This is a genomic window from Bacillota bacterium, assembly GCA_030705925.1.
Lineage (GTDB): Bacteria > Bacillota > Clostridia > Oscillospirales > Feifaniaceae > JAUZPM01.
Window position 1 is genome coordinate 15,298 of the sequence record JAUZPM010000013.1, and the last position, 26,025, is coordinate 41,322.

A 26,025-nucleotide genomic window follows, 5' to 3' on the forward strand; every position below is an offset into this window, starting at 1 on the left:
GGAGAGAGAGTTAATGGCTAGACAATATCTTATTAGAAGTGAGGGTAATTGGTATAAATCCAATCTTCACTGTCACACAACCTGTTCTGACGGGAAGCTGACCCCGGAAGAGGTAAAAGAGCTTTATAAATCTCACGGGTACAGCATTGTCGCATACACTGATCATAATAAGCTTATCAACCATAAGGAACTTAATGACGATAAATTTCTCGCTCTATGCGGCTATGAAATTGATGTTATCGATCATTCAAAGCCATATCAGCGTTGCTGTCATTTAAACGCAATTGCAAAAAATCCTGAAACAGCTGAGTTTCAGGGTTCGCTTGAAGAATACTCTGCAGATCATATTAATAAAATGATTGAAAAATTAATTTCATCGGGGTTTATTGTAAACTATAATCATCCGTCTTGGTCGATGGTGGAATCTGAAGAAATATCAAAGCTTCATGGGTTTACGGCTATAGAAGTTTATAATCACAGTGCACAGATGCATTTAAATTCAGGTTGTTCCTCAACGCAATACGGACTGTTTATAAGAAACGGCGGAAAAGCATATTCTATAGCGGCCGATGATAATCATAATTTTGATAAAATCAGAAGCACAAGTTCTGACTCACTTGGAGGTTTTACTGTTTTAAAAGCCACCGATTTATCATACAAATCGATCATTGATTCGTTTGAAACAGGTAATTTCTACTGTTCATCAGGGCCTGAAATATATGACTATTATATAGAAGACGGCAAACTTTGTTTGCACTGTTCGCCAATTGCAAGCGCCCTTCATAGAAATGAAAAGATCATCGGCGGGCATATCTCTTCCTCGGAGAACGACATTACATATGTAGAGTTTCCTATACGCGAAGAACAGCCATTCGGTTATATTGAAATTTCAGATTTAAACGGAAAAACAGCATTTACTAATCCAGTTTATTTTAAATAAAGTTTATTCTTAAATTCAGAAGTTGTAAAAGAGAACCTCCTATTGCAGGTATTCTACAATAGGAGGTTCTTTTCTTTAATTTTTTAAGTTGTTTTAATAAATTTCTATTTTGCTTGAATCAGTTTCTTTACTGCGGGGATAGATGCCAGAACAAAGCATTCTACTGCAGCTATTATTGTTTCAGGCAACATATATGAAATATTATATACGAATGAATAAATTACTGTTGCTAAAAAAGTATCTTTCTGACCGCCTGTCCAGTAACCCCAGATAATGATACCGGCAACAAATAGGCATAAAAAGCGTAAGAATAAACCCAAAACCGCACCTGTTGCAAGTGATACTGAAACTGATTTTTTTGACCATTTTGAGCATAGACCAGCAGCGTAACCTATAAGTGCACTTGCAAAAAGGTATTCAAGAATTACGCTTGCAGTTACAGCCTGCCACGAAACACCATAGCTTAGAAGCTCTGCGAATCCGCTTATAAGCAAATTCAGTACACTAAGTGCAAAACCGGTAAATGCGCCCCACTTGGGTCCGTATTTGTATCCGATTATTATAATGGGGACAAAACGTCCGAAAGAGACAGAGCCGCCCATTGCCCACAGACCCTTAAATTTCAGCATTGGTAATGATAGGATTACTGCGACTGCAAGCATTACGGCTGTCTCTGCCAGTCTTCTGGTTTTTTGATTCATTTTATATTCCTCCAAATAATTAATATACATAAAAAGTCCGCTTATGGATAGCCATAAGCGGACTAAAATTCTTATAATACGTTATGCCCATATTGAAGGCGCACCTGGTATTCTAAAAATCTCCCTACGCTGGCATTATCCATCTCAGGTTATAGGGTTTGAAACCTTAATGGTTTCCTCTCAGCCGAGTTCACTCAGCACCCCTGATTCTTTTAAATTATAACATTATAGAATATTACAAGTCAAGGTTTAACGCGTTTTTCCGATATCATGTCTGAAATAACTGCCTTCAAAATGTATGCTTTCACAGGCTTTATACGCTTTATCGAGGGCAGTATCAAGGTTTTCACCCATAGCTGTTATACCAAGAACACGTCCGCCTGATGTAACGATTTTGCCGCCAGTTATTTTTGTCCCGGCATGGAAAACGGTAATATCCTCAGCGACGCTGTCAAGTCCAGTGATAGGATAACCTGTCTGGTATTTACCCGGATAACCGCCCGAAGCCATTACAACACATGCGGCGGCTTTTTTATCCCATTCTATTTTTATTTTATCAAGACTGCCGTCTATGACAGCATTCATGACTGTAAGAAGATTGGTTTTAAGCCGAGGCAGCACAACCTGCGTTTCAGGATCTCCGAAACGTGCGTTATATTCGATCACATACGGTTCATTGTTGCAAACCATCAGCCCGAAGAATATAACGCCTTTGAAAGTCCGACCTTCTTTGTTCATAGCGTCTACAGTGGGTAAAAAGATCTTATTCATACACTTTTCTGCAATTTCATCCGTGTATAGGGGGTTGGGTGAAATGTTGCCCATACCGCCGGTATTAAGCCCCTTATCGCCATCGAGCGCACGCTTGTAATCCCGTGCACTTACCATAGGAACAATAGTCTTGCCATCTGTGAAAGAAAGAACGGAAACTTCAAATCCGCTTAAGAATTGTTCAATAACGACATGATTGCCCGATGATCCGAATTTGCCGTCGCACATTATTTCTTTAACAGCTTGTTCAGCCTCTTCAAGGTTTTGTGCTATAATTACGCCTTTACCGAGAGCAAGCCCATCTGCCTTTATAACGGCTGGGAAACTGTTTTCTTTTTTAATGTAATTAACTGCGTCTTCGGCACTAGCAAAAGTCTCATAACGTGCGGTAGGAATGCCGTATTTTTTCATAAGGTTTTTTGAAAAAACCTTGCTGCCCTCAAGGATGGCCGCAGCTTTTGAAGGCCCGAATGCCCGTATCCCTTCGGCATTAAGTGCATCAACCATGCCGAGAACGAGCGGATCATCAGGTGTAACTACGACAAGGTCGACCTTTTTTTCTTTTGTGAAGGCAACTATAGAATCTATGTCAGTTGCTTTTATATCTACACACTCACACAGCTTACGTATTCCGCCGTTGCCGGGCGCGCAGTATATCTTTAAGTCTTTGTTATCTTTAAGAAGCTTCCAGATGACGGCATGTTCTCTTCCGCCGCCCCCAACAACCAAAACCGTCATAGCATCCTCCATTAATGTTTGAAATGGCGCATACCTGTAAACACCATTGCAATACCGTATTTGTTGGCAGCTTCGATAGAGTCGTTGTCGCGGATAGATCCGCCGGGCTGGATTATTGCTGTGATGCCCGCCTTGTGAGCAGCTTCAACACAGTCTGAGAACGGAAAGAATGCGTCACTGCCCATAACCGAACCTTCGGCGTTATCGGCGGCATACTTAATTGCAAGTTCAAGTGCTGTGATGCGGTTTGTCTGTCCAGGCCCTACACCTACAGTTTTATCGCCCTTAACAAGAACGATTCCGTTTGATTTTGTGTGCTTTACAACACGCCATGCAAACATGAGCTGCTTCATTTCTTCGTCCGTTGGCACTCTGTCAGTAACAACCTTTAAGTCTTCATCGTTTAACAGCTTTGTATCAAGTTCCTGAACCAAAAGCCCGCCTGCGACTTTTTTCATGTCAAGGAAAGAAGACTTATTTGGCTTTGAGATTTCAGGCAGTTCGAGCAGTCTGATATTCTTTTTCTGGGTGAGGATATCGAGCGCCTCCTTTGTGTATGAAGGCGCAATAAAGATTTCAATAAAAATTTTCTGTATCTCAGCCGCGGTTTCTGCGTCTATTTCTCTGTTTGAAGCTATGATTCCGCCGAAGATAGAAATAGGATCGGCGGTATAGGCGTTCTTATAAGCCTCAACAACAGTATTTCCAAGTCCTACTCCGCAAGGATTTGCGTGTTTTACTGCAACGATGCAGGTTGTGTCAAACTCTTTTAAGAGATCAAGCGCGCCGTTTGTATCGTTGATATTATTATAAGATAGCTCTTTCCCATGAAGCTGTTTTGCACTTGCAAGAGTTCCACCGAAATCCTTTCCTACTTCCTTATAAAAAGCGGCTTTCTGATGTGGATTCTCGCCATAGCGCATGTCCTGAACCTTTTCATATGTCATCGTGAAGGTATCGCCTAGTGCGCTGTCGCCGGCTTCTTTTGCAAGATAGCGGGAAATCATTGCATCGTAGTTTGCAGTGTGATTGAAAACTTTGCGGGCAAGGCGAGCTTTGGTTTCAAGCTTTACACCGCCTGCTTTGAGCTCATCGACAACTAAAGAATAATCAGCAGGGTCTACTACAACCGCAACATCTTGCCAGTTCTTTGCCGCCGCCCTTATCATTGTCGGCCCGCCTATATCTATATTTTCGATTGCCTCTGCGAAAGTAACTCCATCTTTAAGGATCGTAGCCTTGAAAGGATACAGGTTGATGGCAACGATATCAATTGTATTGATTTTTAATTCTTCAAGCTGGCGCATATGGTTTGGATTGCTGCGCATTGCAAGCACTCCGGCGTGAATCGCTGGGTGAAGGGTTTTCACACGCCCGTCGAGGCATTCTGGGAAACCAGTGATTTCACTGACTTCGATAGCAGGAACGCCAGCCTCTTTTAAAGCCCTGAATGTGCCGCCTGTCGAAATGATTTCAAAGCCGAGACCTACAAGCTCTTTTGCAAAGTCGGAAACGCCAGCCTTATCTGAAACGCTGATTAATGCACGTTTTTTCATTTTTCTATTTATCCTCCACATTTAATTTTCCATCACAGAACATAGAGACAGCCGCCGGAAGCAACTGCCATTCCGCCTCTTCCATCACTCGGCGCTGCAAAGTTTCCGGGGTATCACCATCAAAAACGTTTACAGCCTTTTGCAGGATTATTGAACCGCCGTCTGTTATCTCGTTAACAAAATGGACTGTCGCCCCCGTTACTTTGACGCCGCGCTCAAGTGCAGCTTTGTGGACACGAAGACCGTAGTATCCGTCCCCGCAGAAAGACGGAATCAGCGACGGGTGAACGTTGATTATACTATTATGAAATAGTGACACGAATTTTGAAGTAAGTACGACTAGAAAACCGGCCAGTACAACCAACCCGATATCGTTCTGCTTTAATATATCCGCAAGGTTATCACAATAGCTGTCCTTAGTTGCAAAATCCTTTGGCAGGATTACTTCGGTTTTTATGCCGGCATCTTCTGCTCTTTTCAAAGCAAAAACGCCTGCTTTATTGCTCACGACAAGAGTGATATGACCGTTTTTTATTTCACCGCGCTTCTCGGCATCGATAAGCGCCTGCAGATTCGTGCCGCCGCCCGACACCAGAACAGCTATATTTACCACAGGATCACGCCCTCGTCACTTTCAACAACTCCACCCGCAATATATGCTTCTTCTCCGTTTTCTCTAAGTACGGAAACAGCTGCATCAGCTTTGTCTGCGGAAACTGCAAGCATCATGCCGACACCCATGTTGAAGGTATTGAACATATCGCGGGCATTTATATCTCCTACCCTTGCGATAAGCTCAAATATAAGTGGTATGTTTATATCGTCTGTGTTTATGCTTGCTGAAAGTCCTTTTGGAAGCATGCGCGGTATGTTTTCGTAGAATCCGCCCCCTGTGATATGGCAGACAGCGTTGATGCCGACCTTTTTCATTGCGGCGAGTACAGGTTTTACATATATTTTAGTAGGCGCAAGGAGAACTTCACCAAGCGGTGCCCCAAGATCTTCTGTATACTGTTTTAATACTTCTGGATTGTTGTCAATGTCAAAAACCCGTCTGACAAGGGAAAAACCGTTGCTGTGCACGCCGGACGAAGGAAGCGCGATAAGCTTGTCACCGGCTGAAACACGGCTTCCGTCTAAAATCTCGCTTTTTTCAACAGCGCCGACCGCAAAACCCGCAAGATCATAATCGCTCTCTTTATACATGCCGGGCATCTCGGCAGTCTCGCCGCCGACAAGAGCACAGCCGGCTTTGACGCAGCCGTCAGCCACGCCGCGGACGATTGATGCGACATTTTCGGGGTAGTTTTTGCCTACAGCGATATAATCGAGGAAAACGAGGGGCTCAGCGCCGCTGCAGACTATATCGTTGACACACATAGCGACACAGTCTTGACCGACTGTATCATGCTTGTCCATCAAAATCGCAAGCTTTAATTTTGTTCCGACACCGTCAGTTCCTGAGACAAGAACCGGATGATTAAACTTTTCGGTGTCAAGCTCAAACAAACCGCCAAAGCCTCCGATTCCGGTAAGAACACCTTTGGTAAATGTGTTTTCCACGCTGCTTTTCATGAGCCTGACCGCTTCATATCCGGCGGTTACGTCAACGCCGGCTTTTTTATAGCTTTCACTATGGCTTTTCATATTAACTCCAAATTTCACTGTATAGTAAAAAGAATTAACGTCTAAACAGTGACCGCCGCCTTTTACGGTGAACGGCACACCGAATTTAATTACTTTTCAAGCATGTGTTTTCCATACTCTTCGTATGGAGCAACATCCATAGGATACTTGCCGGTGAAGCATCCGTCGCAAAAATCGCAGTTTGCACCAACCGGGATCTTGTGGAGATTTTCGATGGAAAGATAGCCTAGACTGTCAGCACCAAGCTCTTTGCAAATCTCCTCGTTTGACATTATGCACGCAATAAGCTTGTCGCGTGAGTCAATATCAGTTCCGAAGTAACAGGGATTGAGAAACGGGGGGGATGATATACGCATATGAACCTCAGTCGCCCCAGCAGCCCGGAGTTCTGAAACAATGCGCTTAGAAGTCGTTCCACGGACTATCGAGTCGTCAACAAGCACAACTCTTTTCCCTTTTACCGTCGATTTTAAAACATTCAGCTTGATTTTTACTGCAACGTCACGCTGACCCTGAGTCGGCTGAATGAAAGTCCTCCCGACGTAACGGTTCTTAATAAATCCTATTCCATAAGGTATGCCCGATTCACGTGAGTAGCCAAGCGCTGCGTCGAGCCCTGAATCCGGAACACCGACGACAACATCGGCCTCAACAGGGTATTCGAGGGCAAGATACTTTCCGGCCTCTTGTCTAGCGGTATGGACACTTGCGCCTTCAATAAAAGAATCCGGACGGGCAAAATAAACAAATTCAAAAATGCAGAGCTTTGCCTTGCCGGTGCAGTTTTCGCGAATACTTTGAAGTCCTTTTTTGCCGACGACTACGACCTCTCCCGGCTCGACATCACGCACAAATTCAGCGCCGATTGCGTCTAGTGCACAGGTTTCTGATGCAAAAACATATGAATTTTTGATCTTTCCGATGCAAAGCGGGCGAAAACCATATGGGTCTCGAGCGGCAATCAGCTTTTCGGGGCTCATTACAACAATCGAATAGGCACCCTTTAAAGATGCCATGCTGCGCAGAACCGCCTCTTCAATAGAGGATGAGCGCAGGCGTTCACGCGCAAGTATATACATTATTACTTCACTGTCATTAGTAGTTTGAAATATAGCGCCGTTCATTTCGAGTTCGCTGCGCAGCTGATGACTGTTTATCAGATTACCGTTGTGGGCAAGCGCAAGCATTCCCTTTATATATTTCGAAACCAACGGCTGTGCGTTCTCAATAGTAGAATTTCCTGTAGTTGAATAACGACAGTGCCCTATAGCCATTTTACCCTTTAAATGATTAAGCATTACAGAATTAAAAACGTCAGGCACAAGCCCGATGCCTTTATGAGCAAAAATCGTTCTGTTATCATTTACAGCGATGCCGCAGCTCTCCTGTCCGCGGTGCTGAAGAGCATACAGAGCGTAATAGGTTAGGCGAGATGCATCAAGGTCGTCGTTATCATATATTCCGAATATCCCGCATTCCTCATGGATATTATCAAACATTACTGTTCTCCTTTGACCTTCCGGTCAGTCTCTTTAAGATTTCCTGATACGCTTCCTCAACATCGCCGAGGTCGCGTCTGAATCTATCTTTATCGAGCTTCTCTTTTGTGACGCTGTCCCAAAAACGGCATGTATCCGGCGAAATTTCATCTGCCAAGATGATTTTTCCTCTGCTGTCCTTGCCAAATTCGAGCTTGAAATCTATAAGTTCGATGTTTAGATCTTTTAAATAATCTGCTAAGAACTTATCAATAGCAAGAGCCGTATCCTCAAGATATTTTATCTCTTCATCATTTGCAAGCCCAAGTGCTTTGATGTGGAAGTTATTAACCATAGGATCGCCGAGTTCATCGTTTTTATAAGACATTTCTACAACGGTGACAGGCAGTTTTGTTCCTTCCGGCAACCCCAAACGCTTTGAAAGAGAGCCTGCCGCAATATTTCTCACTATAACCTCAAGAGGAATGATTTTAACTTTCTTCACAAGCGTTTCATTATCTGAAAGTTCTTTTACAAGATGAGTTTCAATGCCCTTTTTTTCGAGCATCTTCATCAAATGATTAGAAACAACATTATTTATAGCGCCTTTTCCTGCGATAGTTCCTTTTTTGAGACCGTTGAATGCTGTCGCATCGTCCTTGTATTCAACAATGTATAGATCGGGATCGTCTGTTTTGAAAACCTTCTTTGCTTTTCCTTCGTATAACTGCTCCAACTTATTCATATTTTTCTACCTCCGACTGTATTTTTTGATCTTTTTCAATAACTTCGAGTTCCATTGACTTTTTAAATGCCTTCAGCTTTGTTTTAAGATCTGTGTCTGAAAGCGCAAGCATCTGTACTGCGAGAAGCGCCGCATTGTCAGATCCGTCAACTGCAACTGTTGCAACTGGAATACCTTTTGGCATCTGAACCGTGGATAACAGCGAGTCCAGCCCGTCCAGCGTCGATGATTTAATTGGAATGCCTATAACGGGAAGTGTTGTAAGGGAGGCAAGAACACCCGCAAGATGAGCGGCTTTCCCGGCTGCAGCTATGATAACACCAAAACCGTTTGCCTCTGCATTTTTTGAAAATTCCTCTGCCTGCCGCGGCGTTCTGTGGGCCGAAATCACTCGGACCTCAAACGGCACTTCAAACTGCTTAAGCACTTTGAATGCCCCTTTTAAAACTGGCAGGTCACTGTCACTCCCCATGATAATTGCAACTTTCTTTTTTACATCCATATAGCTCTCCTCATTCTCTGTGATATTGTGTTTTAAAACAGAAAAAAGGCGCACTCTGCGCCTTTTTATTGCACTTATTTTGTTGCACCTAGAGCCGCGCTCCCGAATCCGCATTTCATGCGGGTGGAACCGCGGGATGGAAAATTCAAATTCATTATTGAAAGAAGATGTAACATATTAATTCTCCAATACTGAAATCATAACATATTTATTCTAATGCATTTTACCCATCTATTCAAGGCTTCTTTTCTAGAAAAATAAACAAACTTATACAATAAAAAATGTGGGGAAGTACACACTCCCCACAATTTTTATGTTACAATTTTATTCTTTATCAACAATCCCTGTCAAAGCAGAGGCAAGACCTGCGATACTTTGTATTTCAGATGGAATGATAATCTTAGTTGCCTTGCCGTCCGCTGCCTTGGCAAATGCTTCAAGACTTTTTAGCGCAAGAACCTGTTTTGTAGGCTCAGCCTCATTTAACATTTTCAATCCCTGAGCAAGAGCCTCCTGAACCTTTACGATAGCAGCAGCTTCACCTTCTGCCTGCCGTATACGCGATTCCTTTTCACCTTCTGCATGAAGGATAGCAGCTTGTTTTTGTGCTTCTGCTGTTAAAATCGCGCTTTCCTTCTGTCCTTCTGCAACCAGTATAGCGGAACTCTTTTCACCTTCTGCGCGAAGGATACTTTGACGTCTTTCACGCTCTGCTTTCATCTGTTTTTCCATGGCGTCCTGGATCTCACGGGGCGGCAATATATTTTTGAGTTCTACACGGTTAACCTTAATGCCCCACGGGTCGGTCGCTTCGTCCAATATCATACGAAGCCTTGTATTGATGATATCCCTTGAAGTAAGGGTTTCGTCGAGTTCCAAATCGCCGATGATGTTTCTAAGTGTGGTCGCTGTAAGTACTTCAATTGCCTGCATTGGGCGCTCGACACCGTACGTATACATTTTTGGGTCAGTGATCTGAAAGTAAACGACCGTGTCGATCTGCATGGTAACGTTATCTTTTGTGATAACCGGCTGGGGCGGAAAATCAACAACCTGTTCTTTTAATGAAACCTTTCTTACGATCCTGTCAAAAAACGGGATTTTCACGTGAAGACCTGTTTGCCATGTCGCGTAATATGCACCAAGACGTTCAACAACCATTGCGTATGCCTGAGGTACTATACGGATGTTAGTAATTACGATGAGTATAATAAGTATTGCTATGCCTAGGAAAACGTAAAGCATTTCTTTTCCTCCTTATAAAAATTATAATTAAATTTTTTCAACAAATAGACGGACTCCCTGAATCTTTTTTATCAGAACTTTTTCACCGGTGCTTATTGGGTCGCCATTTTCTGAGCATGCAGACCATATTTGACCCTTTACTTTGACCTGTCCAACTGCTTCAAGATTATTAATATCGGCAATTACTATTCCGGTCTGACCGATAAGACTATCTGCATTTGTTGGAGTAATTGTTTTTGCTAAGAATTTTTTATATAACGGCCTTGTCAGGAAAACAAGAATTCCTGAAATAATAACAAATACGGTGAGCTGCATCCAAAGGGGCAAGCCAACAGCTGCCAAAATAAGTGCAACAACTGAGCCAAAAGCAAACCAAATGCTTATAAACTGAGGCGTTATTAATTCTATAACCAAAAATATGACCATTGCAGCGAACCATGCATAAATAATAGGTGTCAAGTTTTTCCCTCCTTCTTTAATATTAATTTATTTATAATTATTTGTTTATATAACTCCAGCAGAAATAAGTGAGCTATCTGCCATTTTTTTATACTGCGCTGAAAGAAAAGCGGCCGTCATTACTTTTAGCACATTAAACAACCTAAGTCGGCTTTCTTCATTTGGCTCATTATATCTGGAAAGAGCGTCACGTACTGCAGTATCTATATTGTCAAAAGTCAATAATTTATCTGACGCAAGAGCCGAAGCAATATGCACAAACAGGTTATAAAGTATGCTGTCATCTATTATGTCGTCAGACTCATCGTCGAGCTCGCCGTTAATATAACTTATTAGTTTTGTGATCGTGTCGATTTGAAGACTGTCTTTAAGCATATTGATGATAACTATGCGGCAAAACTGCCTTTTGGAGTATTTTTTTGATACAGGTGATGAAACAAAACCACGCTTTACCCAGTTTTGAATAACATGTGATTTTAATCCTGTCATCTGTGATACTTGTGATAATACTACTCCTCCGGTTAAAAAAATTGAGTTCAGTATTCTTTCTGCACTTTCTGGGATAGACAGATCAGCCACAATCGTCATACCCGGAAGTTGCATTTCTCTCATGCTCTTTTCCTCCTTTAATAAAGTGACTTAATTATATCACGTGGTCGAGTGACTGTCAATAGCAATCTTAAGATTTTTTAAAATGAATATTTTAACTTTTTAGGAATTATGATATAATCAATAAGTATGATAATGGGAGGGGTAATCACAATTTTATACAGTTTAAAGGTAGAATTCGATTCTGCTGATAAATAAATCGGCGCGCCGCCCGCTGAAAATGACGGCAGCCGCGGCAACTATCCTGTCTCGGCATAACGGAGCTTAATATGCGTAAAACCAAAATCATTTGTACACTCGGTCCCGCCACTGATGATCCAGAGATATTACGAGAATTGATGCTTGGCGGCATGAACGTAGCTCGTCTCAACTTTTCCCACGGAACACACGAAGATCATGCAATACGTGTTGAAATGGTAAAAAAGATGAGGGAAGAGCTAGGGCTGCACGTTGCATTGATGCTGGATACGAAGGGCCCCGAAATCAGACTAGGTCGTTTTGAACACGATAGTATTACATTAAATGAAGGTGATTTTTTTACACTAACACCAGAAGACTTTTTAGGAACAGAAACAAAGGCTCATATTTCAACAGATAAGCTTGCCGATTGCATGCATCCAGGTCAATCCCTGCTCATTGATGACGGGCTTTTGCGTTTAAAGCTGGATCATATTGATGGTAGAGATCTTTGCTGCAAGGTTGTTGTTGGCGGCCCACTGTCAAACAATAAAAGTGTTAATGTTCCGGGCATACATCTTGACATCCCATATCTATCGGACAAGGATGTTAGCGACATACTTTTTGCAATAAAGTATGACTTTGATTTTATTGCGGCATCTTTTACACGCTCTGTTGAAGACGTATTTGATGTGCTGCGTATACTTGAGGAAAATGGCGGATCTCATATACAAGTCATTGCGAAAATCGAGAACGCCGAAGGCGTTGACAATGTCGAGGATATAATAAAGGTATCTGACGGCATTATGGTGGCTCGTGGTGATATGGGTGTTGAAATTGATTTTGAAGAGCTGCCGCGTATACAAAAACTCTTAATCAAAAAAACACATCTAGCAGGAAAGAAATGTATAACTGCAACTCAAATGTTGGACTCAATGATAAAAAACCCGCGGCCTACGCGTGCTGAAACGACTGATGTCGCAAATGCTATTTATGACGGTACCAGTGCGATTATGCTTTCAGGGGAAACGTCAATTGGTAAATATCCGGTTGAAAGCCTTCAAACTATGTGCAAAATAGCCGAGAGAACTGAAGCAGATATAAACTATAAGAAACGTTTTTCAACGTTTGAAAATGAAAGCTCATTAAATGTTACTGATGCGATTAGTCTTGCAACATGTGCAACTGCCCACGGATTGGGAGCCGCTGCAATAATTACAGTTACAAAAACAGGAAAAACAGCCCGCCTTATTTCAAGGTACAGACCGGCTGCTCCAATAATAGGATGTACACCGGATCCAAGAGTGGCTCGTCAGCTTTCTATGTCATGGGGCGTTACTCCGCTTATTGTTGAGGAAATGATGAGCACAGACGAACTTTTCGACCATGCGGTCGATCTTGCAATGAAGTCTGGTTATGTTAAACTCGGTGATCTTGTTGTCCTGACTGCAGGAGTTCCATTAGGTGTTGCAGGCACAACAAATCTTATAAAGGTCCATACAGTTGGGCATGTACTTGTAAAGGGTTTGGGAATTTCGAAAAAATCAGTTATTGGCAAACTTTGTGTTTGCAACTCTGAGGAAGAGGCTGTAATGCGTTTTTCCGACGGGGATATTCTAGTTATACCAGAAACTTCAAATGCTATTATGAAAATACTTAAACGTGCAGGCGGAATAATCACGGAGAAGGGCGGCGCCGCATCACATGCTGCGACTGTGGGCTTAGTTCTTGATATTCCTGTTATCTGCGGGGCTGAAGGAGCTGTGAGTATTTTGAAAAACGGGGCGACTGCAACTGTTGATGCTTCTCACGGACTTGTTTATAATGGAGAAACCAAAGTTTAATAATTTTACATTATACAAAGAAGCGCGGTTTAACCGCGCTTCAGCCTGAAGACAAAAGCACCGGGTTTATGGCAAAATAGAGCCATAAACCCGGTGCTTTTAATGTAGGTAAAACGGGATAAAAAAGGCTGAAGCAGGTACACTTTATGTGTCTGGAGGATTTATTACCGGAGAATCACCTTATGCGAAGACTATTGAGATTGCCGATGCCTATCGGTACACGCCGGAGTACAGGAAATATATGAGCGCCGCAAGGAGACGATAGAGCGCATTTTTGCCGATGCCAAGGAAAAGCACGGTATGCGCTATACAAGACTGCGTGGACTGCAAAAAGTGAAGATGCAGGTCACGCTTACTTTTGCATACATGAATCTGAAAAAGCTGACGAAATGAAAGCGAAAGAACTCTCCAAAATCGGCTTTTTCTAGTTTCCTGTTCTCGTTTTTTCCACAATATGTTCAAAAAAGCGCCCCATGCATTGATGAAACGCTTTTTGTATGCAGTCTGAAACAGAGCCGTTCAGGCTCTGTTTTTGCAGTAGCTGTTTTGACAGCCACCAAATTCTTTATTACATATATGACTATTCAAACAATTTTCCTCGCTGCAGGAATCACCGTTTCGAGCGGTTTGAAACAGTACATTGCTTTTGATTACCGGGCAGTAGCGCTGTGTAACTTCTGAAATATTAAAATTCATCCATGCTCTCCTCCCACAATATTTTTGCTAATACACTTTTATTTTATTCTTTGATTCAAATTTGGTGATGGAATTTCTTAAAAAGGTATAAATTTGTAAAAAAGGAATAATAATAATAACGGGTGTTTTAATAAATATTATTGGAGGATAGGATGTACGCAGTTTTAAAAAATGACCGTCTTGAAAGTATGCCGGTTACAAAGGAAAGTTTAACAGAGGAGCTTCGTGAAATAAATGGAAGAATAGCGGCCGTCAACCGTGAATTTAATCTTGTAACGGATGAAAAGTTAATTGATGGCCTTATTTACGAAATGCTTTCGTTAACTGAACGTCAGGGGTATTTAATTAAGACACTGAAGAAAATTATAGCTGAGAGTGAAAATGAAAGTTTATCTCATTTTGAGGCAGTTGATGAATTGCCAAGCGGGGCTTAATGCTATAAGAGAGGGGACATAGCATGGAGTTATATGGAAATTATATGCTTGGGGCAATGGGAGTTGCCGCAGTCATGATAGGTATTGGACTATTTTTAGGACCTATTCGAAAAATAATAAAGTTTCTTCTGAATAGTCTGCTTGGCCTTCTCATTTTATTAATAATAAATTACGTGGGAAAATACATAGGTGTTACAATAGCATTAAACTGGATCACAATATTAACGACCGGAATATTAGGAATACCTGGCATAGCAGCTTTATTGCTTTTAAAATTGATATTTGGAGTTTAATAAAAAAAGAATCCGGTATAACCCGGATTTTTTTATTGCTAAATTACAGAAAAGAACCTCAGTGTATTACTGAGGTTCTTTAAATTTAATTATCAAGAATATAAACTCTTACGGTACGTCTCCCAAAGCTTCTACATTCATTTTCAGAGTTTAAAAATAAGTCTATCCGCTTGCCTTTGATTGCGCCGCCCGTATCCTCTGCAACTGCATACCCGTAAGACCACTTGCCGTTTGGGTAGGATATATATAACCTTGTTCCAAGCGGAATAACCGTTGGATCCACTGCGACCCGGCCTACTGATGCTCTTTTGCCGGTGGCAGTAATGTTGGACCCATTATTATAAGTGTAGGCTGTCGCTTCCATATCTACATAATAATTATAACGGAAAGCATCGCCGCGGCTTGTTACCTGCTCTCCACCAGTTCCAATTTGCAGGACTGCTGTTACTGGCTGAGTAACAATGCTTTTTTCTAAAACCTGTGAAGTAGATAATGCATCATTAACATAAATGTTCTTTACAACTGAACGCGAAATACCGTTTTTCCCCTGTACTAATTCCTGAATTTTGCCTCTCGGAATTTCCGTGCTTTCAAGGCGTTTTACATCATATGGTATTTCAGTGTCGGTTTTAACTGTTTCAACCCTAACACGGCTTACTTGAATATTAATATTAGGGTATAGAGAGTCATACATTTTTTTATCGGTATAATCATACTCAGTCAGTGTAATGCCGGCTTTTTTAAGCGCTGAATCAACTGTTCCTTCAACCATGTTGATTACGTTGTCTTTTCCGTCACATAAAATATGGATCGGATAAGCCCTTTTGATTACAATTTCTTTTATAAATCCTTTATTATTGCTGTCGTCAACCAAGTCGTTTTCGGAAACCTTAATTCCAGCAGCGCTTAAAATCTGTTGCGTTTTGTGTTGCATGGTTTTTACTGTGGTCGTTTTGCCGTCGTCCGTAATTCTTACGATACTTGTTTGGTTTATGATAAGCGTAAGTGCTAATAGGTTTATTATTGCTAAAAATAAGAGTGCACTATTTCGCTTAAACAAAACCTCCCTCAATCTTTTTTTCATTTTAACCTCCATGCGTGCGCAAAAAAACAGCGCATCACTCGGTAATTAGTTTATACCTTGCTGTAGTGTATTTGTCGACTCCGTATACATAGTATTTCCATTTGTTTGCCATATTATACATATGGGTTAGTATTTAAGCCCTTAGTAAATATATAGTATAAACTATTTTATTTTATGCAATTTTACAATGCTCTGTGAGTTGGAACAAGTGATATTTTACCATAAGAAAACTGAAATGTATAGTGAAAATGAGTAAATTTGTGCATTTTTACATGTTGCGTGGCGAACACAACCCAAAATATTGCAAAAAGTGGCGTGAATTGCCCATTTTCGCATATCGGCTTTGTACAATACATACAAAGTATAGATTTATAAATCTGTGTATAAAAAAAGACTTGGCTCTTAAGCCAAGTCCTTCTCAAATATCATATTCAAAACCTGCTCTGTTATGTATATTTCGTCATTAATAACGTTTATATGATATCCATCTGTGATTTCCTTACTGTGCTTATTCAGTAAATACTCATATGATTTTGCATTTTTTCGGGGGAATGTTATTTCTGAACAAGTATTTGATATAAATTTGAAATTTGCCTCTTTTGCCAGCAAAACATATTCCTGCAAAGAGTAAAACTGAATATGCCCATCTTCTTTCATTTGCATAAACTCGTCAACAAATTTACTTGAATCATTACTATTTGGCGTTGGATCTGAAATAACAAGCTTTCCATTAGCCTTTAATACCCTATTCATTTCGCTAAATGTAACATTTAATTTAGGAAAATGGTGTAATGCATAACGGGAGATTATATAGTCGAACTCATTATCTTTAAATGGGAATGTGACACCATCGTAAGCACAAAATTTTAAATTGCCAATTCCCATCATTTCGGCTTTGCTTCTATTTTTTGAAAGTGTCTGTTCAACGATGTCTAACCCAATTACTTCAACACCGGGATTGGATACGGCTATCGGAAATGCCATATACCCGTTGCCTGTTCCAAGATCTAATATTTTCATTCCATTTGTGAGCTTTAGACTATCCAAAATCAGTTTAAGATGTTTCTCATCCTGTGTTTGTTTATTATAAAACTGTTCTTCACCAAAACTTAATTCAAAACTTTTTTTAGTTGTCTCTATACTTCTTTTAATTGAGTCCATTGCTATGTCCTTTCACTAAGATTATGAGAAATGAATCTATTTTGCAGTTACTTCTATTATAAAGTCATTCAAGGTATTAATAATTTGTTCTTTTGCCTCTTGCGGGTAATAATAATGTCCCGAGTTATTTATTTTAATCACGCGGATGTTTTGCTTATTTTCAGCATATGTTAAAGACTTATTACTAACGATTTCATCATTTATCGACTGTTCAAGAACTACTGGCAGCTGCAGTTGCATTAAAAGCTCCCGCGTTGATTAACTTTTTTTTAATAGCTCAATATATCGCGGTATACATGCCACATATTCAAAAGGATTAGATGTGGAAACGCTGTTTCCTTTTCTAGCTGCAGCAACAATTTCATTCTTATCAGTTTTACAGAAGGCCGCCAATAAATTATTTTTAATATAAGAATATTTAATATGAATATTGAGTGGCATTGCTATCAAAAATAGCCCTCGTATTTGATTGGGATAGGAAATTCCTGATTGGACAGAAAGAAGGCATCCCATTGAATGACCAACTAAAATAATGTTTTTATATTCGCTTTGTAATTTCTTGACACTTTCATCGACATAATTCTGCCATTGTGCCATGCTGCTTTTTCTAAAATCATACGCTGTCTTGCCATGCCCTGGCAAGAGAAGGTTCTCAATTGAATATAATCCATTGAGCATTTGAATCAAATAGTCAAGCTGCAAAGGGCTTCCTTGAATACCATGAATAAAAACTATGACAGTATCTGACTTTTCTAATTTGTAATGATATTCGATATGTTTGTATTCCATACGAGGCTCTCCATATTCTCTGGATTATTTATACATTATAATAGCATTAATTGTTGGGGGAGTAAACCATTAAAAAAATAAAGCTCGACACTATAGAACAGTGTCGAGCTCTTTTGCTTGATTGAATATCGTTGAATATTGTGCAAATTATCTCTTTGAGAACTGTGGAGCACGTCTTGCAGCTTTTAAGCCGTACTTCTTTCTTTCTTTCATTCTTGGATCGCGGGTTAAGAAACCTGCTTTTTTCAGAGCGAGACGAAGAGATTCATCTGACTGAAGAAGAGCCCTAGCAAGTCCATGACGGATGGCGCCGGCCTGACCGGATACACCGCCACCTATAACTTTGCATATGATATCAAATTTTCCGATAAAACCGGTGAGCTCAAGCGGCTGTCTTACTATCAGCTTTAAAGTCTCAAGACCGAAATAATCGTCAATGTCTCTGCCGTTAATTGTTATATTACCTGTACCCGGAAGAAGTCTAACACTTGCAACAGATTTTTTTCTTCTGCCGGTTCCGTAAAAATATGGTTTATTATCTGTATTTGCCATTTCTAACTTCCTCCTTACTTATTATACACTTCGGGCATCTGAGCCTGATGATTGTGTTCTGCGCCATTGAATATATGCAGGCGGGTTAAACTGTTTCTGCCAATAGAATTCTTCGGCAGCATACCGCGGACAGCTATTTTAATAGCAAATTCCGGCTTGGTTGCTAGAATTCTCGAATACTGGACTTCTTTAAGTCCCCCCGGATAACCGGAATGTGTGCGGTAATACTTTTGCTCTGGCTTTTTACCAGTAAGCTTGACTTTAGCAGCGTTTAAAACAATAACATTATCGCCACAATCGACATGGCTTGTGTATGTTGTTTTATGTTTACCGTTTAATAAAACAGATATTTCAGCCGCAAGTCTTCCAAGGGTTTTCCCATTGGCGTCAACAATATACCATTTACGCTCAACAGTCTGTGGATTAGCCATAAATGTTGACATTTTATATTCCTCCTGATTAATTAAAATTCCATGCAAAAAATATTATAACCACACTCAAATAATTTGTCAACAGTAAATTTGATTTATATTTATAACACTTTAAAATGCTCACTATATCTTCAATTTGCTCGTTAATGCTAACGTTTGATTTTTATTTTTCTGTTCAAGTATAATAAAATGTAACGGGAGGGTTTATTATGAGGCAACTATTAAGCAAAGTCCGCCGTGCGGTGGATGATTATAATATGATAAATGATGGAGACAAAGTCGCGGTAGGATTGTCGGGTGGGAAGGATTCGCTCACGCTTCTATCGGCATTAGCAGAGCTTAGAAAGTTTTATCCGCAAAATTTTGAAGTTATAGCTATTACACTTGATATGGGTTTCCCCGATTCTGATTTTTCCGCGCTCTCAGAATACTGCAAAAGTTTGAATATACAATTTATTTTAGTTAAAACTGAAATTGCCCCTGTTGTCTTTGATATTAGGAAAGAAAAAAATCCATGCTCGTTATGTGCGAAGATGAGGAGGGGCGCGCTTCATGATGCGGCAAAGTCTGCGGGGTGCAATAAAATAGCACTGGGTCATCATTTTGATGATGCTGTTGAAACTTTCTTTCTTTCATTATTTTATGAAGGCAGAATATCATGTTTTTCACCAGTAACATACCTTGACCGTAAAGATATTACATTAATTAGACCTCTTATATATATGCATGAGAAAGATATAAGGGGATTTGCAAGGAAAAATGAACTTCCCATTTATAAAAATCCATGTCTGGCGAACGGAAACACACAGAGACAATTTGTTAAAGATCTTTTATTTCAGCTTGAAAAATCAAACCGCGGTTTGAGGGAACGAATATTCGGGGCAATGTGCCGGTCAGGCGTTGGAGGGTTTATCCAACCTCAGATTGGAAGAAAGGTTTATAAAACTAAAGATAATGAATAAAAAAATCAGCCCTAGGGCTGATTTTTTTATTTTAACAGAATTTTTTCTGCAATTCGAGCGGCCTCTTCAACAAACACAGCACAAGGGCGTTCTTTATAATATTGCTCAGATCTAAGCGAAGGTAAGGGAAGCGCAGCACATTCTGATTTTTCTAATAGCTCTTTACAGATGCAGGTTCCGAATTTTTCTTTAAAAGCTTTATCAAGTTCTTTGATAAGATTATATAATTCTGCTTTTGCCTCTCTGTCACTCGGATCATAATTGCCATATTTAAGACCGGCAGCCATAAACATACCTGTTACAGCGCCGCACTTTTCGCGCAATCCGCCCATTCCACCACCAAAACCCGCTGAAATATGTAAGGCAGTTTCGCGGGGCAAACCTAGTTCTTCGGCAAGCGCGGAAAATACCGATTGCGCACAGTTGTAACCGCTGTAGAAATTATTCGATGCTCTTTCTGCTATATCCATTTTATTCCTCCGTATAATACTTATATTATTATAACTCAAAGTAACTCTATTGCCATGATAAATTTGGTATACGAACTAAGTATATTAACCAAAAAAACAGTTAATTAATAGTACAAAATTCACAATTTTTGTATAATAAACATTAAGTTTATTGACATTGTATATATTACTAATTACACTTAACCTGTAGCAAAATAGTATATTTTGATTTTTGAGAGGAGAGGTAAAATGAAAAAAACCAACAGATTGCTGTCTATTCTTCTTGTGTTTGGCATGATAGCGGGGCTATTACCTGTTTCCGTATTTGCTGACGGGGAGACTGGTACTACGATTAATCCGATTCCGGAAATCATAGTAACAAAGGTAGTAATAAACGGCGCAAACTACACTGCTAGTGACGGCACAAGTATTGCTCAAGATGCTTATGATGTACTGGAGATTTATAATGCATCAGGCAAAACGTTAGATCTTAGACAATATGGAGTAGCATTTAAAAAAGATACTCCTACAGATTTGCTGACAGGAAACTCTACTTTTTCATCATTTGTAGGAACTACTACAGGGACGCAGATCAACCGTTTTACAGCAGGGTCAAGTTATTGGACAGGTTATACTGAGGACACAAGTAAACCTATACCATTTGCTCCTGGTGAAAGCAGACTCGTGTGGGTCAGATATATACAGTCTGGATACCTTGCAGGAGGCACATATAATAAATACTTGGATGAGTATTTGAACTTAGGTCTTGAAAAAGTCGCTAAGGCTTACAAATATGATCCTAGTAAGGTCGTTGTGGCGGAATATCCAGAACAGAACGGACAGATTGTAGCTCCGCCAACTACAAATACTGCTGGCACTAACTTTTATCTCGATATGAAAACGACCGAGAGAAGCTGGTTCTACATAGTAAAACAAGATTCTAGCGGTAATATAACAGCGTCACAAAATACCAATGAGGTATTAAGCGCCGGAACAGTAGTTAGTACTAACTCTTGCATGAGACCTAATACGAGTGACAACGGCGCATCGTGTTCCCTTGCATATGATGCGAATACAGGCGTTTCTCATGTATCATATACTGACGCCACTACAAACCGTTACAATGTTGCAATTTCTTTAAATGATTATTTTGGTGCGTTAAACTATAATGAATATCCGGTTTATATTTCAGAGACAAATGCGCCAACCATAACGAATAAAACCTCTGAACCTCTTAGCGATTCGACAATTTCAGCAGATTTTGCTGACGATCAAAGTATTAAATATATTGAAGTTGACTATAAAAATCCAAGTGACACAGCTTACACCGTATATAAGAAAGATTTTGTTGAAGACGGCGACGTTTTTTATGACGCTACCGGCGCAACTGGATCTGTAAAGAATTATTCTTTAAATTTAAAATTATCGGCTGACTTTATTAAATCACCAACAATCCAGTATACAATAAAGGTTATTGATACCGCTAATAATACTACGATATTAGATAACAGCGGGTCTCCGCTTACTGCAACAGCTATTACAACCGACGATACAGCAGCAGCGGCAACTTTAGACACTGCGATTGACGGACTTGGCGCAACGCCAACAATCGACGCTGTAAAGGCTGTTCGTTCTCAGTTCGAACTTCTTACCCCAATACAAAAAACATTGGTAACGAAATACAGTGCTTTAGTGGCGCTTGAATCATCACTATATACTTACGGTCTTAGAATAACAGAAATTGCTCCTGATCCTAATTCGCCTTTGAAAAAAGCTTCCGCTGATGGTGCTGACCACACAGAATTTATTGAAGCGACGGTAATTGGCAGCGATCCAATTCCTCTCTCGGATCTTAAAATCGATATGGTTATGGGCACTTCGTATACTGCTTATACAGATTCAGTTTTCCTGACAGAAGACGGAGCTCCTAAAGTATTGATGCCGGGTAAGACCTATCTATTCGGAGTTTATCAAACGGATTCATATAGCTCAGGCTATAAGTATAAATCATATACAGAGAGACAGGCATATTGGCAGTCGTTTACTGATATTTACGGTATTTCAGCTGAACCGGGATGCCGCATTATTGTTCCGGCTAAGAGTGATATCGATAATTCAACTTATGATACTACCTGCACAAACCTATGGAACAGCGGTGACAAAAACGTCATTACATTCACAAAGATTTCTACAAGTACGGCTGTTGCAACTGCAGGATATAGTACAACAGCAGTTGGCTACGGCGGTAATGGCACTTCATTAGTTTATGTGTATTATCCAGGCTGTGCCACAAATCCAGTTGAGAGCTTGCTTTATAATCAGGCTGGCGGGATGACGCCAGGAACAATTTATCCGTTCCAGATATCTGCGGATCAAGATTCATTTAATGCTGCTGTGGCTCCTTATAATGCTGCAGTTGTTGTAGATGCTCAGATTGCAGCGCTAAATTCTGCATCTGCCACATATAAAGATGATGTGAAAGCAGCACGTGCAGCATATGATGCTCTTACTGCAGATCAAAAAGCATACGTATCCAAGTATGCGCTTTTAAGAGCAGCAGAGAAAGCTGTTTATGATTATAAACTTGCTGTAACCGAGATTTTATTCAATGCTGAATATCTGGCGAAAGGAACGGCAACTCTTGGAAATGAACACTCTGAGTATGTTGAAGTAACTGTAAAAGGTACAGATCCAGTTTTACTTGATGATCTAACCATGAATCTTATAATGGGCGCAGATGATAAGCAGCTTACAAACCCCAGTGCGTCTTTTGTGACACAGTCAACTGTAAGCAGATGGCTGCAGCCGGGACAGACTTACGTTTTCAGCAACTACAACGGGGATTCTTATAAGTGTGGTTATAAATACTCGTCAGATGCTGATCTTGAAACGATCCGTACAGATTTCAATACTTTCTATAGCTCCAACGTGGCTAAAGAAAACTTTATAGTTGTAGTAATGAATACTGAAACTGATGGATCAAGCATCGATCTAAGAGGCGGACTTTATAACAGCGGAACTGATGATATAGTAGAATTTTTATCAACGTTGCATGACAACAAGACAATAGCACATGCGGAATATGATCCTGAAGGTTTATATCCGGATGCACAAAGCAACTCAGCAATTTCTTACGGATACTTTGATAACCAAGTCAATGATATGATAGTTGACACTTCAGCATATCCGACTCCGGGTACAATCAAGGCCGTTCAGAATAATCCAAATGCAACAACAATTGATGCATATATTGATTCGATTGTAAACGAAATTCCAAGTCCTAAAATGCTTGGTATTCTTAAGAGCCTGATTGACACTTTAACGCCTGAACAACAGGCAACTCTTACTAATTTAAATGAATACAATACGTGGATTAATAAGTATAAATCTCTAGGCGCGGCAACTAATAATTCAGTTGTTGTAACCGGCATTTCTTCAAATCCTGCAGGTACAAACAACCAATTTGGTTATGTTGAAGTGCTTAATAACGGAAATACTGCTGTTGATTTGAGAAACTATAAACTTGCATATACTAAGTCTACAATTAACTATGTAATGTTTAACGAGATCCAGAAGTATGCATCAGGCGACGCTATGGCAGAGCCAGGAACAGATGATACAAATCACGATAACCCTGCTTTCTTAGAGCCAGGTGAAGTTGGGGTAATTTGGATTAAGAATGATACATCTACTACAATAAAGAATTATACAACTGCACAATTCCTTACTGAATATGGCGCAAAAGCAAAGATATTTGTTGTAAAGCCTATGGCTGTTGGAACCAGTGCCGGTCAAACACCAGCGGCAGCAGGAACGAATTTCTATATTGACAACTATAGTGCGACTACAGGCGGTTTCGTCTATCTGATTGATAAGGCGGCAGATAACACAACGCTCTCCATAAAGCCACGCAGTGATGAATCTACAAGCTTTGATACATTATACTTAAAGAATTATCCTAATGGATTTATAAGCGGCGTAGCTGCATACGGTCCTGACCTTGGCGGAGGACTTACCTCAACTGCCGGACATCTTGATGGAACATACGCAAATTTCAGATATGACGCTAATAACGATGCTTCTTTATTCGTTGATGCGGAATACTTGATAACAGGCAGTACCATAGCGGCAAGTGGAATCAACGCTGTTACAGTTGCATCGTCAACTGAATCTCATAAACAGTCTAATCTTGGAATTTTGAAATACACTTATATTCCTTATGATTTAGGCGATGTTACAGCCCCTAAAGCGGATGATTTTAAAGCAACTGGCAATAATACAACAATTTCATTTACTGGTACTGTAACAGATGATACTGATGTAAGATATGTTGAATTTGGTTATAAACTGCCAGGCGATACTGCCTATACAAAGACCACTCTTGACCTTGTACAGCAGCAATGTCTTGCAGAAAAAAATGATTCAGCTAAGACTTCAATATCTGTCGCTAATACAACATCTTATCCATTCTCTAAAGATGTTACCGGTACTTTTACAGATGGAACGGTTGTCTCTTATTACCTAAAAGCTATTGACGGTAATAACAATACATTAAGCAGCGGAACTGAAGAAGCTCCTTTAACTCTAACAGTGAGTACGTCAGGAACTTCACAGGCAGTAACTGATACAATTAATCTTATTAATGCAATTGGATCTACGCCGACTGAGACAACAGTCGATGCTGCACTAAGTGCCTATACTGCACTTTCACCGACAGACCAAGCTCTGGTTACAAACTATTCCACACTTACTGCTGCGATGGATACACTGGCTGTAAGCATTGCAAAAGCAGCTGTTACGATTCCATCTACAACCATAACTGGAGATTTTAAAGTTTCTACAAGCTATTCAACGAAGTATGGCCTTGTATTTCTGTCATGGAACTCAACAAATGCTGCAATCGTTTTCGAAAATGACAGCGGTAATGCTTATGTAACACGCCCTGCATATGGGCAGCAGGATGCGGCGTTTACTGTAGCTGTAGGATTTGCCAAGGGCGCAGCGAACGATTCAAATTCGTTTAACGTTACTGTTCCCGCCGAAACTGCTACATTATCAACGGATGCAACATTATCAAACATAACGCTTGACGGAACGCCAGTAGAAGGATTTAGTTCTACAAAATACACCTATGATGTTGTACTTCCATATGCGGCGACCCAAGCTCCATTAGTCGCATTTACTACAACAGATAAAAACGCTAATGCTGTTACTTCACAAGATCAAACCATCCCGAGCTCTGTTGTTATTAACGTAACTGCGCAGGATGGAGCGACAAAACTTGCGTATACAGTAAACTTCACACGAGGCTTACCATCAACGAATGCAAACTTATCGAATATAGAACCGTCAATGGGAACACTTGATAAGACATTCGATACCAACACAACGGATTACACAGTTGTTCTTCCAACCGGAACTACAACAGTTCCGAATATAACGGTAACACCGGAAGACACAACAGCGACTGTTGTACCTATTTCGGATAGCCCAATAGTGCCGGCGACAATAACAATAACAGTAACAGCGCAAGACGGCACAACAACAAAACAGTATTTCGTTCACTATGTAATAGGCAAATCGAAAGATGCGACACTGAAGGATCTGCAGGTCAACGGTACAACAGTAAGCGGCTTTAGTTCCTCAGTAGATACCTACAATGTGACGCTTCCATACGGAACATCAGTTATCCCGTCAGTAACGGCAACAACTAACAGCACACTTGCAAACGCAGTTGTAACGCCAGCTGATAAAATTGACGG

The 26,025-nt window shown here is 40.4% G+C and carries 25 protein-coding genes, 1 pseudogene and 1 riboswitch; of the genes and pseudogenes, 7 read left to right on the forward strand and 19 right to left on the reverse strand.

What is annotated here, in order from left to right:
• Positions 1-13: 13 nt before the first annotated feature.
• Positions 14-940, forward strand: a complete 927-nt coding sequence (locus tag Q8865_03410) for a PHP domain-containing protein (protein ID MDP4152479.1) — start codon at positions 14-16, stop codon at positions 938-940.
• Positions 941-1,044: 104 nt separating this feature from the next.
• Here Q8865_03410 and Q8865_03415 read toward each other — a convergent pair whose 3' ends face one another.
• The 11 genes from Q8865_03415 to Q8865_03465 all read right to left on the reverse strand — a co-directional run bounded on the left by Q8865_03415 (position 1,045) and on the right by Q8865_03465 (position 11,394).
• Positions 1,045-1,641 carry an ECF transporter S component gene (locus Q8865_03415; protein MDP4152480.1) on the reverse strand — a complete coding sequence of 199 codons (597 nt, stop codon included), beginning with the start codon at positions 1,639-1,641 and terminating at the stop codon, positions 1,045-1,047.
• Between the two features lie 104 nt (positions 1,642-1,745).
• Positions 1,746-1,856, reverse strand: a riboswitch (TPP riboswitch).
• Between the two features lie 34 nt (positions 1,857-1,890).
• Complete coding sequence (gene purD / locus Q8865_03420; protein ID MDP4152481.1) at positions 1,891-3,150, reverse strand: phosphoribosylamine--glycine ligase; 1,260 nt, start codon at positions 3,148-3,150, stop codon at positions 1,891-1,893.
• An 11-nt stretch (positions 3,151-3,161) separates the two neighbouring features.
• The gene (gene purH, locus Q8865_03425; GenBank protein MDP4152482.1) at positions 3,162-4,706 is read right to left on the reverse strand and encodes a bifunctional phosphoribosylaminoimidazolecarboxamide formyltransferase/IMP cyclohydrolase; all 1,545 of its coding nucleotides are present in this window, start codon (positions 4,704-4,706) and stop codon (positions 3,162-3,164) included.
• A 4-nt stretch (positions 4,707-4,710) separates the two neighbouring features.
• Positions 4,711-5,319 (reverse strand): phosphoribosylglycinamide formyltransferase, encoded by a 609-nt coding sequence (gene purN / locus Q8865_03430; GenBank protein ID MDP4152483.1) that lies wholly within the window; start codon positions 5,317-5,319, stop codon positions 4,711-4,713.
• Positions 5,313-6,353: a phosphoribosylformylglycinamidine cyclo-ligase gene (gene purM, locus Q8865_03435; GenBank protein ID MDP4152484.1), complete on the reverse strand. Its 1,041-nt coding sequence runs from the start codon at positions 6,351-6,353 to the stop codon at positions 5,313-5,315. The genes purN and purM overlap by 7 nt, the downstream gene beginning before the upstream one ends.
• Positions 6,354-6,442: 89 nt before the next feature.
• On the reverse strand, positions 6,443-7,852 hold the full coding sequence (purF, locus tag Q8865_03440; GenBank protein MDP4152485.1) for an amidophosphoribosyltransferase: 1,410 nt from the start codon (positions 7,850-7,852) through the stop codon (positions 6,443-6,445).
• Positions 7,845-8,576 carry a phosphoribosylaminoimidazolesuccinocarboxamide synthase gene (locus tag Q8865_03445; GenBank protein ID MDP4152486.1) on the reverse strand — a complete coding sequence of 244 codons (732 nt, stop codon included), beginning with the start codon at positions 8,574-8,576 and terminating at the stop codon, positions 7,845-7,847. Before Q8865_03445 ends, purF begins: the two co-directional genes overlap by 8 nt.
• Entirely contained in the window at positions 8,569-9,078 is a 510-nt protein-coding gene (gene purE / locus Q8865_03450; protein ID MDP4152487.1) for a 5-(carboxyamino)imidazole ribonucleotide mutase, read from the reverse strand. The genes Q8865_03445 and purE overlap by 8 nt, the downstream gene beginning before the upstream one ends.
• A 324-nt stretch (positions 9,079-9,402) precedes the next feature.
• A complete protein-coding gene (locus Q8865_03455) occupies positions 9,403-10,323 on the reverse strand; it encodes an SPFH domain-containing protein (GenBank protein MDP4152488.1) in 921 nt (306 codons plus the stop codon).
• 27 nt (positions 10,324-10,350) lie between these two features.
• The gene (locus Q8865_03460) at positions 10,351-10,782 is read right to left on the reverse strand and encodes an NfeD family protein (protein ID MDP4152489.1); all 432 of its coding nucleotides are present in this window, start codon (positions 10,780-10,782) and stop codon (positions 10,351-10,353) included.
• Positions 10,783-10,827: 45 nt separating this feature from the next.
• On the reverse strand, positions 10,828-11,394 hold the full coding sequence (locus Q8865_03465; GenBank protein MDP4152490.1) for a DUF1836 domain-containing protein: 567 nt from the start codon (positions 11,392-11,394) through the stop codon (positions 10,828-10,830).
• 266 nt (positions 11,395-11,660) lie between these two features.
• Here Q8865_03465 and pyk point away from each other — a divergent pair, with 266 nt between their 5' ends.
• Positions 11,661-13,412 carry a pyruvate kinase gene (pyk, locus tag Q8865_03470; GenBank protein MDP4152491.1) on the forward strand — a complete coding sequence of 584 codons (1,752 nt, stop codon included), beginning with the start codon at positions 11,661-11,663 and terminating at the stop codon, positions 13,410-13,412.
• Positions 13,413-13,643: 231 nt separating this feature from the next.
• Positions 13,644-13,805 (forward strand): annotated as a pseudogene (locus tag Q8865_03475) (transposase).
• 126 nt (positions 13,806-13,931) lie between these two features.
• On the opposite strand, the gene Q8865_03480 reads toward Q8865_03475, so the two are convergent.
• Positions 13,932-14,108: a hypothetical protein gene (locus Q8865_03480; protein MDP4152492.1), complete on the reverse strand. Its 177-nt coding sequence runs from the start codon at positions 14,106-14,108 to the stop codon at positions 13,932-13,934.
• Positions 14,109-14,260: 152 nt separating this feature from the next.
• On the opposite strand from Q8865_03480, the gene Q8865_03485 reads away from it, so the two are divergent.
• Both Q8865_03485 and Q8865_03490 read left to right on the forward strand, forming a co-directional pair.
• Positions 14,261-14,542: a hypothetical protein gene (locus Q8865_03485; protein ID MDP4152493.1), complete on the forward strand. Its 282-nt coding sequence runs from the start codon at positions 14,261-14,263 to the stop codon at positions 14,540-14,542.
• A gap of 23 nt (positions 14,543-14,565) precedes the next feature.
• A complete protein-coding gene (locus Q8865_03490) occupies positions 14,566-14,835 on the forward strand; it encodes a pro-sigmaK processing inhibitor BofA family protein (protein ID MDP4152494.1) in 270 nt (89 codons plus the stop codon).
• A gap of 85 nt (positions 14,836-14,920) precedes the next feature.
• Here the strand turns inward: Q8865_03490 and Q8865_03495 are convergent, their stop codons facing one another.
• The 6 genes from Q8865_03495 to rplM form a co-directional block, all read right to left on the reverse strand.
• Positions 14,921-15,919: a 3D domain-containing protein gene (locus Q8865_03495; GenBank protein ID MDP4152495.1), complete on the reverse strand. Its 999-nt coding sequence runs from the start codon at positions 15,917-15,919 to the stop codon at positions 14,921-14,923.
• 402 nt (positions 15,920-16,321) lie between these two features.
• Entirely contained in the window at positions 16,322-17,080 is a 759-nt protein-coding gene (locus tag Q8865_03500) for a methyltransferase domain-containing protein (GenBank protein ID MDP4152496.1), read from the reverse strand.
• Positions 17,081-17,116: 36 nt separating this feature from the next.
• The gene (locus Q8865_03505) at positions 17,117-17,320 is read right to left on the reverse strand and encodes a hypothetical protein (protein MDP4152497.1); all 204 of its coding nucleotides are present in this window, start codon (positions 17,318-17,320) and stop codon (positions 17,117-17,119) included.
• An 18-nt stretch (positions 17,321-17,338) separates the two neighbouring features.
• Positions 17,339-17,869: an alpha/beta hydrolase gene (locus tag Q8865_03510; protein ID MDP4152498.1), complete on the reverse strand. Its 531-nt coding sequence runs from the start codon at positions 17,867-17,869 to the stop codon at positions 17,339-17,341.
• A gap of 147 nt (positions 17,870-18,016) precedes the next feature.
• On the reverse strand, positions 18,017-18,421 hold the full coding sequence (gene rpsI, locus Q8865_03515; GenBank protein ID MDP4152499.1) for a 30S ribosomal protein S9: 405 nt from the start codon (positions 18,419-18,421) through the stop codon (positions 18,017-18,019).
• 14 nt (positions 18,422-18,435) lie between these two features.
• The gene (gene rplM, locus Q8865_03520) at positions 18,436-18,864 is read right to left on the reverse strand and encodes a 50S ribosomal protein L13 (protein ID MDP4152500.1); all 429 of its coding nucleotides are present in this window, start codon (positions 18,862-18,864) and stop codon (positions 18,436-18,438) included.
• A 197-nt stretch (positions 18,865-19,061) separates the two neighbouring features.
• Here rplM and Q8865_03525 point away from each other — a divergent pair, with 197 nt between their 5' ends.
• Complete coding sequence (locus Q8865_03525; protein ID MDP4152501.1) at positions 19,062-19,814, forward strand: ATP-binding protein; 753 nt, start codon at positions 19,062-19,064, stop codon at positions 19,812-19,814.
• 26 nt (positions 19,815-19,840) lie between these two features.
• Here Q8865_03525 and Q8865_03530 read toward each other — a convergent pair whose 3' ends face one another.
• Positions 19,841-20,284, reverse strand: coding sequence for a C-GCAxxG-C-C family protein (locus tag Q8865_03530; protein ID MDP4152502.1), 444 nt, complete (start codon positions 20,282-20,284; stop codon positions 19,841-19,843).
• A gap of 228 nt (positions 20,285-20,512) precedes the next feature.
• Between Q8865_03530 and Q8865_03535 the strand changes: the two genes are divergently transcribed.
• A partial coding sequence (locus Q8865_03535) for a cadherin-like beta sandwich domain-containing protein (protein MDP4152503.1) occupies positions 20,513-26,025 on the forward strand: 5,513 nt, incomplete at its 3' end.

Coding starts and splice junctions, on each gene's coding strand:
- Q8865_03410 (MDP4152479.1), top strand. CDS start 14: ATGGCTAGACAATATCTTATTAGAAGTGAGGGTAATTGGTATAAATCC.
- Q8865_03415 (MDP4152480.1), bottom strand. CDS start 1,641: ATGAATCAAAAAACCAGAAGACTGGCAGAGACAGCCGTAATGCTTGCA.
- purD (MDP4152481.1), bottom strand. CDS start 3,150: ATGACGGTTTTGGTTGTTGGGGGCGGCGGAAGAGAACATGCCGTCATC.
- purH (MDP4152482.1), bottom strand. CDS start 4,706: ATGAAAAAACGTGCATTAATCAGCGTTTCAGATAAGGCTGGCGTTTCC.
- purM (MDP4152484.1), bottom strand. CDS start 6,353: ATGAAAAGCCATAGTGAAAGCTATAAAAAAGCCGGCGTTGACGTAACC.
- purF (MDP4152485.1), bottom strand. CDS start 7,852: ATGTTTGATAATATCCATGAGGAATGCGGGATATTCGGAATATATGAT.
- Q8865_03445 (MDP4152486.1), bottom strand. CDS start 8,576: ATGAATAAGTTGGAGCAGTTATACGAAGGAAAAGCAAAGAAGGTTTTC.
- purE (MDP4152487.1), bottom strand. CDS start 9,078: ATGGATGTAAAAAAGAAAGTTGCAATTATCATGGGGAGTGACAGTGAC.
- Q8865_03455 (MDP4152488.1), bottom strand. CDS start 10,323: ATGCTTTACGTTTTCCTAGGCATAGCAATACTTATTATACTCATCGTA.
- Q8865_03465 (MDP4152490.1), bottom strand. CDS start 11,394: ATGAGAGAAATGCAACTTCCGGGTATGACGATTGTGGCTGATCTGTCT.
- pyk (MDP4152491.1), top strand. CDS start 11,661: ATGCGTAAAACCAAAATCATTTGTACACTCGGTCCCGCCACTGATGAT.
- Q8865_03480 (MDP4152492.1), bottom strand. CDS start 14,108: ATGAATTTTAATATTTCAGAAGTTACACAGCGCTACTGCCCGGTAATC.
- Q8865_03485 (MDP4152493.1), top strand. CDS start 14,261: ATGTACGCAGTTTTAAAAAATGACCGTCTTGAAAGTATGCCGGTTACA.
- Q8865_03490 (MDP4152494.1), top strand. CDS start 14,566: ATGGAGTTATATGGAAATTATATGCTTGGGGCAATGGGAGTTGCCGCA.
- Q8865_03495 (MDP4152495.1), bottom strand. CDS start 15,919: ATGAAAAAAAGATTGAGGGAGGTTTTGTTTAAGCGAAATAGTGCACTC.
- Q8865_03500 (MDP4152496.1), bottom strand. CDS start 17,080: ATGGACTCAATTAAAAGAAGTATAGAGACAACTAAAAAAAGTTTTGAA.
- Q8865_03505 (MDP4152497.1), bottom strand. CDS start 17,320: ATGCAACTGCAGCTGCCAGTAGTTCTTGAACAGTCGATAAATGATGAA.
- Q8865_03510 (MDP4152498.1), bottom strand. CDS start 17,869: ATGGAATACAAACATATCGAATATCATTACAAATTAGAAAAGTCAGAT.
- rpsI (MDP4152499.1), bottom strand. CDS start 18,421: ATGGCAAATACAGATAATAAACCATATTTTTACGGAACCGGCAGAAGA.
- rplM (MDP4152500.1), bottom strand. CDS start 18,864: ATGTCAACATTTATGGCTAATCCACAGACTGTTGAGCGTAAATGGTAT.
- Q8865_03525 (MDP4152501.1), top strand. CDS start 19,062: ATGAGGCAACTATTAAGCAAAGTCCGCCGTGCGGTGGATGATTATAAT.
- Q8865_03530 (MDP4152502.1), bottom strand. CDS start 20,284: ATGGATATAGCAGAAAGAGCATCGAATAATTTCTACAGCGGTTACAAC.